13 protein-coding genes are annotated in these 15,127 nt (G+C 62.1%); 11 read left to right on the plus strand and 2 right to left on the minus strand.

Features of this window, described 5'->3' with window-relative positions:
• The first annotated feature begins 62 nt into the window (after positions 1-62).
• The 3 genes from ACODTB_RS07625 to ACODTB_RS07635 are packed head-to-tail and all read left to right on the plus strand — an operon-like array spanning position 63 to position 3,032.
• A complete protein-coding gene (locus ACODTB_RS07625; RefSeq protein WP_291114071.1) occupies positions 63-974 on the plus strand; it encodes an ABC transporter permease in 912 nt (303 codons plus the stop codon).
• 7 nt (positions 975-981) lie between these two features.
• Positions 982-1,956, plus strand: coding sequence for an ABC transporter ATP-binding protein (locus ACODTB_RS07630; RefSeq protein ID WP_291114074.1), 975 nt, complete (start codon positions 982-984; stop codon positions 1,954-1,956).
• Complete coding sequence (locus tag ACODTB_RS07635) at positions 1,953-3,032, plus strand: ABC transporter ATP-binding protein (RefSeq protein WP_291114077.1); 1,080 nt, start codon at positions 1,953-1,955, stop codon at positions 3,030-3,032. The genes ACODTB_RS07630 and ACODTB_RS07635 overlap by 4 nt, the downstream gene beginning before the upstream one ends.
• 255 nt (positions 3,033-3,287) lie before the next feature.
• Here the strand turns inward: ACODTB_RS07635 and ACODTB_RS07640 are convergent, their stop codons facing one another.
• Positions 3,288-4,136 (minus strand): MurR/RpiR family transcriptional regulator, encoded by an 849-nt coding sequence (locus tag ACODTB_RS07640; RefSeq protein ID WP_291114080.1) that lies wholly within the window; start codon positions 4,134-4,136, stop codon positions 3,288-3,290.
• A 69-nt stretch (positions 4,137-4,205) separates the two neighbouring features.
• Here ACODTB_RS07640 and tal point away from each other — a divergent pair, with 69 nt between their 5' ends.
• Positions 4,206-5,147, plus strand: a complete 942-nt coding sequence (gene tal / locus ACODTB_RS07645) for a transaldolase (protein WP_291114083.1) — start codon at positions 4,206-4,208, stop codon at positions 5,145-5,147.
• 543 nt (positions 5,148-5,690) lie between these two features.
• On the opposite strand, the gene ACODTB_RS07650 is transcribed toward tal, so the two are convergent.
• Entirely contained in the window at positions 5,691-6,593 is a 903-nt protein-coding gene (locus ACODTB_RS07650) for an undecaprenyl-diphosphate phosphatase (RefSeq protein WP_488929211.1), read from the minus strand.
• 167 nt (positions 6,594-6,760) lie between these two features.
• On the opposite strand from ACODTB_RS07650, the gene ACODTB_RS07655 reads away from it, so the two are divergent.
• The 7 genes from ACODTB_RS07655 (at position 6,761) to ACODTB_RS07685 (ending at position 15,123) form a co-directional block, all read left to right on the plus strand.
• A complete protein-coding gene (locus tag ACODTB_RS07655; protein ID WP_488929212.1) occupies positions 6,761-7,780 on the plus strand; it encodes a nucleoside monophosphate kinase in 1,020 nt (339 codons plus the stop codon).
• 291 nt (positions 7,781-8,071) lie between these two features.
• Positions 8,072-10,180 (plus strand): hypothetical protein, encoded by a 2,109-nt coding sequence (locus ACODTB_RS07660; protein ID WP_488929213.1) that lies wholly within the window; start codon positions 8,072-8,074, stop codon positions 10,178-10,180.
• 9 nt (positions 10,181-10,189) lie between these two features.
• Entirely contained in the window at positions 10,190-11,815 is a 1,626-nt protein-coding gene (locus tag ACODTB_RS07665; RefSeq protein WP_488929214.1) for a peptide chain release factor 3, read from the plus strand.
• Positions 11,816-11,851: 36 nt separating this feature from the next.
• Entirely contained in the window at positions 11,852-12,148 is a 297-nt protein-coding gene (locus ACODTB_RS07670; protein ID WP_488929215.1) for a hypothetical protein, read from the plus strand.
• 31 nt (positions 12,149-12,179) lie between these two features.
• Entirely contained in the window at positions 12,180-13,811 is a 1,632-nt protein-coding gene (gene groEL / locus ACODTB_RS07675; RefSeq protein WP_488929216.1) for a chaperonin GroEL, read from the plus strand.
• A 113-nt stretch (positions 13,812-13,924) separates the two neighbouring features.
• Complete coding sequence (locus tag ACODTB_RS07680; RefSeq protein WP_488929217.1) at positions 13,925-14,518, plus strand: methyltransferase domain-containing protein; 594 nt, start codon at positions 13,925-13,927, stop codon at positions 14,516-14,518.
• Positions 14,519-14,592: 74 nt separating this feature from the next.
• A complete protein-coding gene (locus ACODTB_RS07685; RefSeq protein WP_488929218.1) occupies positions 14,593-15,123 on the plus strand; it encodes an NUDIX domain-containing protein in 531 nt (176 codons plus the stop codon).
• Positions 15,124-15,127 lie beyond the last annotated feature (4 nt).

The raw sequence follows: 15,127 nt of genomic DNA on the forward strand, positions 1-15,127 counted from the left end.
CGGCCCTCGCCACCACGAGGCCCCGGCCTTGTGGTGGCGTCGCACCCAACCAGGTTCCCCACGTGATCAGCCTCATCAAAAGAGGGCTCGACAGCGATGTCGGCCACAGCTTCCGCACCTCGCCGACCGCCATCGTCGCGGCGGTGATCGCCTTCATCTGCGTGTTCTGCGCGGTCTTCGCGCCGTGGGTGGCTCCGCACAACCCTTTTGACCTCGCAACGCTCGAACTCATGAATGCCCGGCTGCCGCCAGCCTGGCACCCCGATGGATCAAGCACCTTCCTGCTCGGGACGGACGACCAGGGCCGCGACATCCTCTCGGCATTGATGTACGGCGCGCGCATCTCGCTCGCGGTGGGCCTGGCCTCGGTGCTTCTATCGGTGGTGATCGGTGTCACCTTCGGCCTGCTGGCCGGCTTCCTCGGCGGTTGGGTGGACGGTTTCCTCATGCGCCTGTGCGACGTGATGCTGTCCTTCCCGCCGATCCTCATCGCCTTGCTGATCGCCGGCGTGGGCCGCGCCTTGTTTCCGAACGCGCACGAGACGCTGGCCTTTGGTGTGCTGATCATCTCGATCACGCTCACCGGCTGGGTGCAGTACGCGCGCACGGTGAGGGGTTCCACGCTGGTGGAGCGCAACAAGGAGTACGTGCAGGCCGCGCGCGTGACCGGCGTGGCGCCGCTGCACATCATGCGCAGCCATGTGCTGCCCAACGTCATGGGCCCGGTGCTGGTGCTGGCCACCATCCAGGTGGCCACGGCCATCATCACCGAGGCCACGCTGTCTTTCCTGGGTGTGGGCGCTCCGCCGACCTCACCGTCGCTGGGCACGCTGATCCGCGTGGGCAACGACTACCTGTTCTCCGGCGAATGGTGGATCACCATTTTTCCGGGCGCCATGCTGGTGCTGATCGCACTCAGCGTGAACCTGCTGGGCGACTGGCTGCGCGACGCACTCAACCCCCGCCTGCGCTGAGACCAAGATGAGCCTTCTCCAAGTCAAGAACCTGATCGTCGAATTCCCCGGCCGCCGCGGCACATTGCGCGCGCTGGACGACGTTTCCTTTGACATCGCCCCGGGCGAGATCCTCGGCGTGGTGGGCGAGTCCGGCGCGGGCAAGTCGCTGACAGGCGCCTCCATCATCGGCCTGCTGGAACCACCGGGCCGTGTCGCCTCGGGCGAGATCCTGCTGCATGGCCGCCGCATCGACAACCTGCCGCACGACCAGATGCGCAAGGTGCGGGGCCGCCAGATCGGCGCGATCTTCCAGGACCCGTTGACCTCGCTCAACCCCCTGTATTCCGTGGGCCGCCAGCTCATCGAGACCATCACCACCCACCTGCCGGTGAGCCAGGCCGAGGCGCGCAGGCGTGCGATCGACCTGCTCAAGGACACCGGCATTCCGGCCGCCGAGCAGCGCATTGACCACTTCCCGCATCAGTTCTCCGGTGGCATGCGCCAGCGCGTCGTGATCGCGTTGGCACTCGCGGCCGAGCCGCAACTCATCGTGGCCGACGAGCCCACCACCGCGCTCGATGTCTCGATCCAGGCGCAGATCATCACGCTGCTCAAGACCATCTGCAAACAGCGTGGGGCGGCGGTGATGCTGATCACGCACGACATGGGCGTGATCGCCGAGACCTGCGACCGCGTGGCCGTGATGTACGCCGGACGCGTCGCCGAGATTGGCCCGGTGCACGAGGTCATCAACCACCCGGCGCACCCTTACACCGCCGGTCTGATGGCTTGCATTCCCGACATGAGCCAGGACCGCGAGCGCCTGCACCAGATCGACGGCGCGATGCCGCGGCTCAACGCCATTCCCTCCGGTTGTGCCTACAACCCGCGATGCGAGAAGGTGTTCGACCGCTGCCACGTCGACCGGCCCGATCTGCTGCCGGCCGGGGCCACCCGGGCGGCCTGCTGGCTGCACGCGCAAGCAGGAGCCCTGGCATGAGCGCCGACATGATCGAAAAGGCGGTGTTGGCCGCACAAAGCCGCGGTGCTCCAAGCAGCGCTGCGGCACCTGCCGCCGCCCCCCAGGCGCCGCTGGTGCGCGCCACCGACCTGGCCAAGACCTTCGACGTGTCTGCGCCCTGGCTCAACCGCGTGATCGAGCGCCAGCCGCGCCAGATGTTGCGCGCGGTGGACGGTGTGTCTTTCGACATTCCACGGGGCCAGACGCTGGCCCTGGTGGGCGAGTCGGGCTGCGGCAAGAGCACGGTGGCGCGCCTGCTGGTGGGTCTGTATGAACCGACTCGGGGTGGCTTCGAGTTCGATGGCCAGGACGCTCACGCTGCGTTCAAGACGCCAGAAGGCCGCAAGCTGCGCCGCCGGATCCAGATGATTTTCCAGGACCCGTATGCGAGCCTGAACCCGCGCTGGCGCGTGGAGGACATCATTGCCGAGCCGCTGCGTGAGCACGAGATCGAGACCGAGCCGGTGGCGTTGCGCGCGCGGGTGGATGAGTTGCTGAAGTCGGTGGGTTTGTCGCCGCTGGATCGCGTGAAGTACCCGCACCAGTTCTCGGGCGGGCAGCGCCAGCGCATTTCCATCGCGCGGGCCCTGGCCACGCAGCCGGAGTTTCTGGTGTGCGATGAGCCCACGTCGGCGCTGGACGTGAGCGTGCAGGCGCAGGTGCTCAACATCATGAAGGACCTGCAGCGCGAGCGCGGGCTGACCTACCTGTTCATCAGCCACAACTTGGCGGTGGTGCGCCACGTGAGCGATCAGGTGGGGGTGATGTACCTGGGTCGGCTGGTGGAATTGGCGCCCAAGCACACGCTGTTCGACCGGCCGCGCCATCCCTACACGCGCATGCTGCTCGATGCGATCCCGAAGATGCACGACACCGGCAAGGCGCGGACACCGGTGTCGGGCGAGGTGCCCAACCCGCTGAACCCGCCCAGCGGGTGTGCTTTCAACCCGCGGTGTCCGCATGCCAACGACCGCTGCCGCAGCGAGCGTCCTCAGTTGCTGGAGCTTGGCGGTATTCGCATCGCCTGCCATGCGGTGGAAGAAGGCCGGATTTAGTTTCGCGCCAAGGTGTGGGCGTTGGCGCGGACGGTGGGCGCTCCCCTCCGCGAATGTCCCCCGGCGGCTGGGGCCGCCTCCTCCTTGACTTCGCTGCGGGGAGCACTCACCGTCCTGAGGTGGTGTGTCCGGAGCAAGCTCTGGTCCAGAGATGCCGTGGAACCGGCTTTGCCGGGCCACAGGCATCGTCCCCTCACCGGGGGGAAGCCGCGTCAGCGGCGCAGGGGGGCACGTGACCCTGCGCAACGCGCACGGTCACGTGTACCTCTTGCTCCGGAGGTTGTTCTTCATTTCCTTGAGCAGGGGTTGGAGCTTGTTGCCGCCGATGCGCAGGGCCAGGCAGGTGGCGACAATGTCGATCACCATCAGGTGCATCAGGCGCGAGGTCATCGGGCTGTAGCGGTCGTAGCCTTCCGGGTGGTCGGCCGAGAGGTGGATGTGGCCGCTCTGCGCCAGCGGTGAACCGCTGGTGGTGATGACGATCACCGTCGCGCCGTGCTTGCGCGCGATGTCGGCTGCATCCATCAGGTCGCGCGTGCGGCCGGAGTTGGAGATGATGACCACGCAATCGCCCGGCCCGAGCAGCGAGGCGCTCATCACCTGCATATGGCCGTCGCTGTAGGCAATGGCATTGATGCCCAGGCGGAAGAACTTGTGTTGCGCGTCCTGCGCGACGATGCCCGAGTTGCCCGCGCCGTAGAACTCGATGCGCCCCCGGTTCTTGTAGGTGGCCACCAGGGCGTCCACCGCCTTTTCGATCGCGTGGCTGGAGGCGTCGTTGCGGTATTTCAGGAAGGCCGCCACGGTGTTGTCGATCACCTTGACCAGCACGTCACTCGTCTTGTCGTCCACGTCCACGCTGCGGTGGATGAACGGCACGCCCTCACTCACCGTGCCGGCAAGCTTGAGCTTGAAGTCCGACAGGCCGTCGTATCCCATGCTGCGGCAGAAGCGCACCACCGTGGGCTTGCTCACGTGCGCGCGCTCGGCGAGTTCGGTCACCGGCAGGCTGGCAAAGGTGCGCGGGTCCAACAGCACGAGCTTGGCCACACGTTGCTCGGCAGGCGCCAGCGAGGGCAGGGAGGCTTTGATCCGGTCGAGCATGGTGGTTTTAGTTACATGGATGACAGATGGCGTGAAATTTTATTACACCCGCTGGTCGATAATCCGGCCATGAACCAACTCGATGCCCTCAAGCAATTCACCACGGTTGTGGCCGACACCGGTGACTTCAACCAGATCGCGGCCTACGCGCCGCAGGACGCCACGACGAACCCGTCGCTCATCCTGAAGGCGGTCCAGAAGCCCGAGTACGCCCATCTGCTCAAGGACGCTGTCGCGAAGCACGGCGCCCAGGGGTTGGATGAGGTGATGAATCGCTTGCTGGTGGCATTTGGTGGCGAGATCCTGCGCCTGATCCCGGGCCGGGTTTCGACCGAGGTGGATGCCCGGCTGAGCTTCGACACCGAGGCCACCGTGACCCGCGCGCGCCGCATCATCGAGCTCTACCAGGGTGCCGGCGTGCATGTGGACCGTGTGCTGATCAAGATCGCCTCCACCTGGGAAGGCATTCAGGCCGCTGCGCGGTTGGAGCGCGAAGGCATTCACACCAACCTGACCCTTCTGTTCTCGTTCGCCCAGGCGGTGGCCTGTGGCCAGGCCAAGGTGCAGCTGATCTCGCCCTTCGTGGGCCGCATCTACGACTGGTACAAGAAAAGCGCGGGCACCGGCTGGGACGAGGCTGCGATGGCCGGTGCCAACGACCCGGGCGTGCGTTCCGTGCGCAGCATCTACGAGTTCTACAAGAAGCACGGCGTTGCCACCGAGGTGATGGGCGCGAGCTTCCGCAACGTGGGCCAGATCACGGCGCTGGCCGGTTGCGACCTGCTGACCATCAGCCCCGAGCTGCTGGCCCAGCTGGCCGCCAGCGATGCGCCCTTGAGCCGGGCACTGGATGCCAACGCCGCCAAGTCGTTGGACATTCCCTTCGTGACCCACGACGAAGCCAGCTTCCGCTTCGCCCTGAATGAGGATGCGATGGCGACCGAGAAACTGGCCGAGGGCATCCGGGCGTTCGTGGCGGACACGATCAAGCTCGAAGCCTTGATGAAGTAGCTCGAGCCGAGCGCAAAAACAAAAAGCCCCGCGATTTCTCGCGAGCCGTTCAATTAAAGTGTTGACGTCTATTTAGCGATTGCGCCCATCGACAAATGGGGCTCTAGATGGGCGTAGCCGGCCCACGAAGGTGCTGCTTGGCTACGTAATTGACTGGTTCAAGTCCCTCCTGCTTCGGCAGCGAGGGACTTATTTTTTCACCGGTGTTTTTGTGGTGAAACTACCACTCTTTTCGCGTAAGGTGCACACGAATAGTGCGTGCGTGCAAGTGCTGGCACAGTGAATGCTCAGGGTGTTCGAGCCACAATCCCTGCAAAGCCGGAGCGCAGAAGAGCTGCGTGATCTGACCACGCGCCTCATGAACCAGCTGCACATTCGAGCAAGCATGCGCGAGCCGCCGCGCTTGGTGGGTCTTGACGGATAGGGCCGAGTTCTGTAGTCACAGCCAGCACCTACCCGGTGGGATTCGCTCGGAGCCAGTTTGGACGCCTGAGTCTCCGCTCCTGCGCATTCATATTTCACGGCTTGCCGGATTCAAGCAGCTCATTGGGCCTGCAAAGTCCCCGTGGCGAGCAAGCTGAACACCACCAAACCCAGCGCCACGCGGTAGACCACGAAGGGCATGTAGCTTCTGGTGGAGACAACTTTCAAGAACCATACGATGACACCATAGCCGACGAAAAAAGCTATCAGTGTTGCCAGTGCAGTGGGACCAGGCGCGATCGGGCTTCCCACCTCCCAACTTCTTCGAAGTTGATACAGGCCAGCAGCCAACACAGCAGGCATCGCCAAGAGGAACGAGTACCGAGCCGCTGCTTCTCTCGTGTATCCCATCAACAACCCCGCTGTGATCGTCCCACCGGAGCGTGAGACTCCTGGAATCAAGGCGAGAGCCTGAGCAAAGCCGAAAAACAGCCCGTGACGCCAGCTCAAATCTCGCAGGGTGAGCCTTTGCTCTGCACGTTTGTCTGCCCATGCCAAGATTAGCGCGAATCCGATCAGCATCGCAGCCGTGATGGCGAGATGCCTAAGCGAGGTCTCGATTGCATCCTTGAAGACCAGACCCAACACCGCGATAGGGACTGTGCCAGCGATGATCAGCCAACCCATAAGGGCATCAGGATCGCTTCGCAAAGCCGGATAGATAAACGAACCAAGCCAGCGCTTCAAAATACGCCAAAGGTCCTTTCGGAAATACACAAACACGGCAGCTTCTGTACCCAGCTGAGTGATCGCGGTGAAGGCTGCGCCTGGATCAACTCCGGACGGGAGAAGTGGCCCAATGATGCGCAAGTGTGCGCTCGAAGACACCGGCAGGAACTCTGTGAGTCCCTGCACCAATCCAAGAAATGCGGCTTCCAGCCAAGGCAATAGTGAATTCATCGAGATGACCAACGTCGCATGAAGTCCGCTACAGATTTGCGTAGAAAGCAGGGGTTCGGCCACTCCCTGATCGAAGCCTCTCCTTTCCCTTGCTGCGGACTTGGTGTGAAGAAAAATGAACCCATGTAGTAGAACATTCCCCAGCATCCCTCCCGGTTCAGACCGTGCACGGCTGGCTATCCCTAGGCGCCGTCAATCCATGTCAATGTCACAGCACTCAGAAAGAAAGCATGTCCAAACCCCAAGAGCAGAAACCCAATACATACTTTGTCGAAGTGTCAGGATCAGGCCTCCCAGAAGTCGACGGCCTGTTCGTCCCGTCGACTGCGCCTCCTGCCACGTCCGAGTCCAACGTGGTATCGAGCCCTGGGTACTGGAACGGGAAGATGGCCTGGGACCGTGCCGACGGGCGAGGTGCTCGAAGCCCGTCCCTCTCGTACTCAATCACTTACAGATCGTGGCGTATTTCCCGTCTTGATGGCCATCTCGCTTACCACGTCACGAGCGATGAGGACATGCCACCCACAGATCGGGACTGGGAGACCTACAAAATGGGCGTCGCTCCGGCCCCCAGAGTCGTGTTGCACCAAAGTGATCCTCGGCTGCCAGCTTCAGACCCCAAGGTGGTCTTTGTACTCGGCGGGCCGGGTGCGGGCAAGGGAACGATGTGTGATCTGGCCGCGATCCGGCTGGGTTGGACACATCTGTCCGCAGGTGCGCTGCTCCGCCAGGAAAGGGAGGGCGGAGGTCCAAACGCGGCGCTGATTGAAGGCATCGTGACCGCGGGCAAGTTGGTACCAGACGAGATCACCGTGGGCTTGCTGAAGACTGCCATGAGCAACGCCGCGCAGACGATGGGAAGCAACCGTTTCCTGGTGGATGGCTTCCCCCGTTCCCTGTCCAACCTGGAAGCGTGGAAGAAGATTTTCGGCCAGCACGCCGAGCTTCCCGGGATGGTGTACTTTGAGTGCCCGTATTCTGTGCTCGAACAGCGCATCTTGCGCCGCGCCAAGTACACAGAGCGGCTCGATGACAACGTGGAGAGCATGAAGGTGCGGTTCGAGACGTTCAAGGCAGAGACGTTGCCTATCGTGCAGTTTTTCAGAAGCAAGGGGCGATGCGCAGACATCGACACGAGCCAGGACCGTGAGACGGTTTACAGGCTGTTCAGTGAGCATCTCGCTGTTCCCGCTGCTGGCCCACTTGCAGAACCGAGCTTGGCTGAAGGCGCGTCGTCCTCAAGCAATTGAGAAATTGAGAAATCGCGTCAAGTGTGTGGGCAGGGGGTGACGGATTTCTCTGCAGGTTTTAGAATGTCACCAGACCGATGTAGCAACACACACCATCAGCCGTCCTTGACGGCACTTGCCTCTCGCGCTGAGCTTCGCTCAGCCCAGGCTTGCACCTGATGTGACACGCGCGGCCTCCGCGAATGCTTTGAGGCCCAACGACCGGACCCCGGTCGACGTTTCCCCACAGTGGCCGCTTGGCTTGCGTTCTCATCGCGGGCCCTCAAACTTTCCAACGGAAAGCGGTCCTGCATGCGTGTCCACTCCTCGTACCTTCTCGGTACCCAAACAATCCACATTGAATCTCCAGAATTGCCAAGTGACTTGACCAGTGCAGTCAAGCTCACAATGGGCAAGACGTGTGTGCTGACTTCGGTTGCCCTGGAACCGGTGGGCTTGAAAAACGCCGACTCCACTCGCTTGGCGGTCGACTTTGCCAATGCGTCGAGCAACCGCACAAGTGGAGGGTTGCACCGGGAGGCCTCCGCGAAAAAAGCCAGCGACGAGATAGGTGACTTGATCCGGCTGTTGGTTGATGCCTTGACCCCAGAAGATGTCTCGCCAAGGTTGCGCATCATGGTCCGGGTGCTAACCGCCGACTCCGACCCCGCCGTCGAGGTGGCGGTCTTGCAGGGCGTGGGCGCGGCTATGCACTTGTTGAAAGAGCTGCGCGTTCCGCTGGCCGTCGCCATACGTGCCGCAGTCATGGACTCCCACCTGATTTTGATGCCGAGCGAGACACAGCGCTCGACGAGTGATCTTGACTTTCTCGCGGTTGTTGCCCGCAAGGGCGTGCTCCTCCTAAGGGCGCACGCGCGAGACGTGCCTCACCCAGTGCTCATTGGCGCCATAGACCAGCTGCAGGAGAGCCTGTTGCCGGTGTACCAGGCGGTCGAAGCAATGGGGGGCGACTTGGCCTCTATGGAGTCGAGTGCGCAGCAGATCTGTTTGGTGTCCGACGAGGTTGGTCAGGTTGCAGCTAGCGTCGAGAAGGCGATTCAGGCTGCCAGCCGGTTCAGTGTGGTTTCTGCTCGCCGGATGGCATTGCGCGCGATTTCAACCCGATGCGCCAGTCGGCTCAAGACTGCGGGTCATCGATTTGAGTCGGGTCAGGTTGATCTCGCCCTGCAGAGAATGGAACGCACGTTCATGCGACAACGTCTGTTGGCGGGTCTAGGCCGCTTTGACGGTCGATCCGCTGGCGACCCTGGTCAGATGACGTTGAACCTCATACCCCAGGTCAATGGCCGGAGCTCTGTGATGATTCACAGCGGGCGATCACAGACGTGCATCTCCGCCGCAGCCGGCCTGTCGATGGGCCATTTCAATGGCCTCGGTTCCAGTGAAGCTTTGCTCACAGATGTGTTCCTCAAGTTTGCTCCGTCGGACACTGCGCGGGTTGAGGTGCCATTGGCTTTGGGCACCGAGCATGGGATGGCAGACCACAAACGTGATTTCTTCCCGTTTGTCTCCATGGCGCTTGCACCCGTGATGCATTCGCGCGCGCGCCTGGCCGCATACACCACACCCGCACTGGGCGAAGGTATTCAAACACCCAGCTCCGCCATGACCGGCGTGGGGGGTGGATGTCTGGCCATGCTCAGCGCAGGTACCCCTATCAAGGCTTGGGTGGCTGGCGCCGATCTGGGGCTGCTGGTGCATGGAGATCAATGCCTCGTGCTGGCCGATCCACTGCCTGGCGAGGACTCGTTGCTGGACGCTCATCTGAAGCTGGCTGGTACCTGCCACGGACTGACCGCAGTTCAGTTGATGGCGAACACGCCTGGAATCTCACTGGGTCAGCTGGAAACAGCGCTGTTACAAGGCGTGGACCTGTGCCGCTCACGTCTGACGGAGATGCGTGCAGCGTTGGTCGATCTGCCGAATACGACCGAGCCGACAACGCCTTGGAGCCAGACGATGCACATCGATCCTGCGCTCAACCATGAGGTCATGGTTCGACGTCGCGACGCGGTTGCCGAGCTGTGCGAAGCCATCGGCACCTGCATCCGGGTTGACGAACATGGTTTGGTGACGATCTCGGCTCCCAGCGCCCAACTGCTGGAGATGGCTTGCAAGCAGTTCAAGACGATTGCAGGCGACGCATTGAAGAATGGCGCGACTGTTCGAGCCGTGGTGGTTGAGGTGATCGAATTTTTTGGCGTCCGGCTTTCGACAGAGGACGGCAAAGTTGCATTGCTTCACTCCTCGCGAATGACACCGAGCACCCTGAGACAGGGCTTGGATGTGGGCGACACGATCAGGGTCAGGTTGTTGGGGCAGGACGTTCTGGGTTGCTACAGGGCGGAGATGCCCCTGGACTCAGAGCCAGCACCGGGCGGTGCATCGGCTTCGTTCTGAGGGCTCCCGATGACCAGCCCATCACACACCGAATCCGTGACGCAGACCCGGCGCCGCCGAACGTTTGCAATCATTTCCCACCCCGACGCAGGAAAAACAACGCTGACGGAAAAACTGCTTCTGTACGCAGGGGCCATTCACATCGCTGGCAGCGTAAAGGGCAGAAAGGCGACCCGCCACGCCACTTCAGACTGGATGGAGATCGAGAAGCAGCGAGGGATCTCCGTGGCCAGTTCGGTCATGCAGATGGAATACCGCGGATGCGTCATCAACCTGCTCGACACCCCCGGGCACCAGGACTTCAGTGAAGACACCTACCGCGTGCTCACCGCTGTGGACGCGGCATTGATGGTGATCGATGCGGCCAACGGCGTGGAGGCCCAGACGCTGAGGCTGCTGGAAGTGTGCCGTGCGCACAAGACGCCCTTGATCACCTTCGTCAACAAGCTGGACCGTGAGGTTCGTGAACCCCTAGACCTCATCGACGAAATCGAGCGTGTGCTCGCCATACCGACGGTTCCCATGTCGTGGCCTGTCGGTATGGGAAAAACGTTCCGTGGGGTGTTCGACATCCCCGGTCAACGGATGCGGGTCTTTCGCGCTGGGGAGGACAGAGCCCGCGATGCGGATGAGTGTCTTGAGGGGCTGGACAACCCGGTGGCCGCAGAAAGATTTGGCGATGAGTTTCGACAAGCTCGAACCGACATCGACCTGGTCCAAACGGCGGGTGCACAGTTTGACCGCGAGATTTTTCTGCTCGGCAAACAAACCCCCGTGTTCTTTGGCTCGGCCATCAACAACTTCGGCGTGCGGGAGGTGCTTGACGCCTTGGTGGACCTTGCCCCACCGCCTGGGCCTCGGCAAGCACTGCAGCGTTGGGTCGAGCCCGATGAGCCCGCCTTCACCGGTGTCGTTTTCAAAATCCAGGCCAACATGGACCCGGCGCACCGCGACCGCATTGCATTCGTGCGTGTGTGTTCGGGGCACTTTGCCCGGGGCATGCGCTTGAAGGTGTGCCGCAACGGCAAGGAGTTCAGAGCGTCCAACGTGGTGTCGTTTCTTTCTCAGCGCCGTGAGCAACTCGAAGAGGCGTGGGCGGGCGACATCATCGGCTTGCCCAACCACGGTCAGTTGCAACTGGGCGATACCCTGACCGAGGGGGAAATGCTGCAGTTCACAGGCTTGCCGTTCTTTGCGCCCGAGTTGTTCCGCACGGTGGAGTTGGCGGACCCCATGCGTGCCAAGCAGCTTCGAGAGGCGTTGAAGCAGTTGGGCGAAGAAGGAGCGATACAGGTGTTTCGCCAAGCCAACGGTAGCGGCACCCTGTTGGGTGCCATAGGAACGCTGCAGTTTGAGGTGGTTGAGCACAGGCTTGAGCACGAATACGGCGTGCGCGCGCGCATTGCACCCGCGTCGTACCAGTCCGCGCGTTGGGTGAGTTCCAACGACCCGCTACAGCTGCGTCGCTTCCTCGATGTGAACGCCCACCGGATCGTTTACGACGCAGTGGATGCCCCGGCATTCCTGGCCACCTACCGCGCCGAGCTTCAGGTGGCTCAGGAGCAGTGGCGCGACATCGTGTTTCACCCCATGCGCGAGCACGCGGGGCTGGTCGCACAGCCGCGCATTGTTTGACGCTCTCTCCTGAACTCTCACACGAAAGGAATGAACATGGATCACGCTTCCCCGGAACAGATGGACATCGAGGCCGTTCGCACAAGGCTGGTGCAGCAGCTCAAACAGGTTGAGCGCGATGTACCGGCCATTGACATGCCCGCCACCATTGAGCGCACGCGCATTCGCCGTCGGCGAGCTCAGGCAGCGCTGGACCGCCTGGATGCAGGCATCTACGGCCTGTGCTGCCAATGCAATCTGAGCGTTGAGCCCGAGGTTCTGCATTTCGATCCCTCAGCGCCTTTCTGCAACGACTGCCAGTCCGAGGTGGATCTGCGCCGCCGCAATGCATGAACCCAAATCGTCCTATTGAAAGGATCTCGCAATGAATTTGAACATGGAGACTCAGACACCCGACTTGCGCTTTGAGCTGCTGCGGGGCGTCGATGTGCTGGCTGCGGCCGTCAAGGCCACCCTGGGGCCTGCAGGGTGCCATGTGGTGCTGGAGCGCGCGGACGATCCACCGCGTATCACCAAGGATGGCGTGAGCGTGGCCAGGACAATTCAGTTGAAGAATCGATTTGAGGACCTCGCAGTCCAATTGGTCAAACAAGCCGCGCAGCGCACCGCCGACGAAGTTGGCGACGGAACCAGCACGACCACGGTGCTTGCCCACGCCTTGCTGCGCGAGGGCATCAAGCACCTGGCCGTGGGGGTTGACCCAACGCAGCTCAAGCACGGCATGGAGCAGGCTGCCACAGCCGCGCTGGCTGATCTGCGCAAGCATTCCGTGGCTTGTTGCGGACCTGACATGTTGAAGCAGGTGGCCACCCTGGCGGCCAATGGCGACAGCCATGTCGGACGGCTCGTGGCCGATGCGTTGCATCGTGTGGGCACAGAAGGCGTGGTGCACATCGAGCCAGGCCGTGGGTTGCGCAGCGAACTCCATCTCGTGGACGGATTGCAATGGGAAACAGGTCCTGTATCGATGCGATTTGCAACCGACCAGGTACGACAGCGGGTGAGGCTTGAAAAGCCGTGGGTGCTGGTCGCCTTCGGGACGATCGAAGTTTGCGTCGATCTGGTGGATCTGCTGGAGCGCTTGGCCAAAAATGGAGGGGCGTTGGTGATTGCCGCCGAAGATTTCTCTGAGGGTGCCTTGCAACTCCTGTGTGCCAACGCTGGTCACGCATCACTCAAGCTGGTGGCCATCAAGGCTCCTTGGATGGGGGAACGCCGACGAGAGGGCTTGGTTGATCTGGCCTTGGCCACAGGAACGCAGCCTCTGAATCCGCTCACGGGTCACACGCTGAAAAAGCTGGCCTTGTCCGAGCTGGGAACGGCTCTGGCATTCGAGGCCTCCGAGCGGCATTCGGTGTTTCTGGGTGGCGGGGGAAAGTCTGTCGATCTCCATCGCCACATCGAATCGCTTCGCAACATGGCCCTCGCGGCGGACAGCGAGGTGGATCGTGCCCAGGCGCGAGAGCGCCGTGACATGTTGGCCACAGCTGTGGCATCGATAAGGGTGGGAGCTGTCACCGAGCTTGAATACCAGGAAATCTCGGACCGCCTGGATGACGCCTTGCATTCGGCACGAGCGGCCAGCCGGGAGGGACTCGTGCCGGGCGGAGGCGTTGCCTACCTGCGCGCACGAGCAGCCGCGTCCTCGGTGCCGACGGACAGTGAAGACGTCGCCGCCGGTGTCGCCGTGCTGGTCAAGGCACTGTCCGAGCCCTTTCTGCAAATCGTCGGGAATGCCGGCATGGAGGCCTTGCCAGAGCTCAGTCTCATTGAAGGACTTCCAGTTGCGCATGGTCTGGATGTGGTCCACCGGCGCTACGGTGACATGCTCGAACTCGGCATCATGGACCCGACGTCGGTTGTCTGCAGCGCACTGCGCAACGCGGTCTCGGTTGCAGGAATGCTGTTGACCACCGACTGCGCCATCACCGCTGACGGAATCCACCATGCCAAAACCGGGCATGCTGGGGAAGAATTTGCATCCGGCAAGCGGTGATGTGGCGCGGAAATTCCAGACGAACTTCAGAAACTGAGGAGGATTTTTCCTGGCTTGAGCTTTCGGGCTCCGCCATCGACACCGTCCCCTGTGAGCCCACAGCGTTGCATGCGATGCGCATTGACACTGTGCTCACACACCTGCTGGACTGTGGCTCAACGTCGGTGGCTGATCTGGGCTGTGGCGGCGGCTTGCTCGTACAGCGATTGCTTGCCCATCCAGGGTTTCACTCCGTGGTGGGGGTTGACGTTTCGGCGGCGGCCTTGTGGAAGGTGGAGCGAGACAACTCAGCAGAAATACGGACGGGCCGACTTCGACTGATTCACGGGTCGTTCACTGACCCCCATCAAGATCTTCTCGGGCTTGAAGCCGTGGCGATGGTGGAGACGATTGAGCACATTCCCCCGTCCAGGCTCTCTCGGTTGGAACGCTGGCTTTTTGAGCAATGGCGCCCTTCCGCTGTCGTGATCACCACACCCAATCAGGAATACAACGTGCTCTTCGGCATGGCCCCAGGGCAGATGCGCGAACCTGGACATTGCTTCGAATGGCCGCGCGCCCGGTTCCGCCAGTGGGCCTGCGGTGTGGCCATGCGCCATGGCTACGCGCTGGAACTGTTTGGCATCGGCGATGACGACCCCCGGCTCGGCAGCCCGACCCAGGCGGCGCGGTTTCGCAGGCTCGACGTTCGCCATTTGCATTGCTGAACGTCGGAAGACAGTATGTTCGGCAACGTTAAGCTTGCCGGTTCCTCCCTTCGGGGCGATCCGAACCGACAGCCATGCGACTCATCTCCCAATTGATTCACCCGCGGGTAGCCAGCATGAACGGCACAGTGCTCAAACGCCAGGCTGCGCGTGGCATCGTGTTGCGCGAGCAATCCGTCTTATTGCTCTTCACGGAGCGGTACAACGACTTCAGTTTCCCTGGCGGTGGCGTTGACCCGGGCGAGAGCTTGACCGTGGGCCTTCAGCGAGAGATGGAAGAAGAAACCGGCGCGACCAACACGCGTGTGCTGCGCGACTTTGGGTACCTTGAGGAATACCGGCCCCACGGGAAGGGCGGGTTCGACCTGCTTCACATGACCTCTCACTTCTTCCTGTGCGAGATCGACCAGGAGCTGAAGGCAACGAGGATGGAGGGTTATGAAAAGAGCAACGGCATGCGTCCCATGTGGGTGGACCTTCGCACGGCGCTGAACCACAACCGCGCCGTCCTGCAGCGGCAGGAGATCACCATGGGCATGTCCATCCAACGTGAGACGCTGATGCTGGAGTTGGTCGCGAAGGAGCTGCTTCAGCAAACAGGGTGAACAC

The organism is Hydrogenophaga sp. FG152, from assembly GCF_057809615.1.

Bases quoted from the DNA above. Each gene is read 5' to 3' on its own strand.
- ACODTB_RS07640 (WP_291114080.1), bottom strand. From the start codon at position 4,136: ATGCTCGACCGGATCAAAGCCTCCCTGCCCTCGCTGGCGCCTGCCGAG.
- ACODTB_RS07660 (WP_488929213.1), top strand. From the start codon at position 8,072: ATGCGTGTCCACTCCTCGTACCTTCTCGGTACCCAAACAATCCACATT.
- ACODTB_RS07630 (WP_291114074.1), top strand. From the start codon at position 982: ATGAGCCTTCTCCAAGTCAAGAACCTGATCGTCGAATTCCCCGGCCGC.
- ACODTB_RS07670 (WP_488929215.1), top strand. From the start codon at position 11,852: ATGGATCACGCTTCCCCGGAACAGATGGACATCGAGGCCGTTCGCACA.
- tal (WP_291114083.1), top strand. From the start codon at position 4,206: ATGAACCAACTCGATGCCCTCAAGCAATTCACCACGGTTGTGGCCGAC.
- ACODTB_RS07685 (WP_488929218.1), top strand. From the start codon at position 14,593: ATGCGACTCATCTCCCAATTGATTCACCCGCGGGTAGCCAGCATGAAC.
- ACODTB_RS07680 (WP_488929217.1), top strand. From the start codon at position 13,925: ATGCGCATTGACACTGTGCTCACACACCTGCTGGACTGTGGCTCAACG.
- ACODTB_RS07665 (WP_488929214.1), top strand. From the start codon at position 10,190: ATGACCAGCCCATCACACACCGAATCCGTGACGCAGACCCGGCGCCGC.
- ACODTB_RS07655 (WP_488929212.1), top strand. From the start codon at position 6,761: ATGTCCAAACCCCAAGAGCAGAAACCCAATACATACTTTGTCGAAGTG.
- groEL (WP_488929216.1), top strand. From the start codon at position 12,180: ATGAATTTGAACATGGAGACTCAGACACCCGACTTGCGCTTTGAGCTG.
- ACODTB_RS07635 (WP_291114077.1), top strand. From the start codon at position 1,953: ATGAGCGCCGACATGATCGAAAAGGCGGTGTTGGCCGCACAAAGCCGC.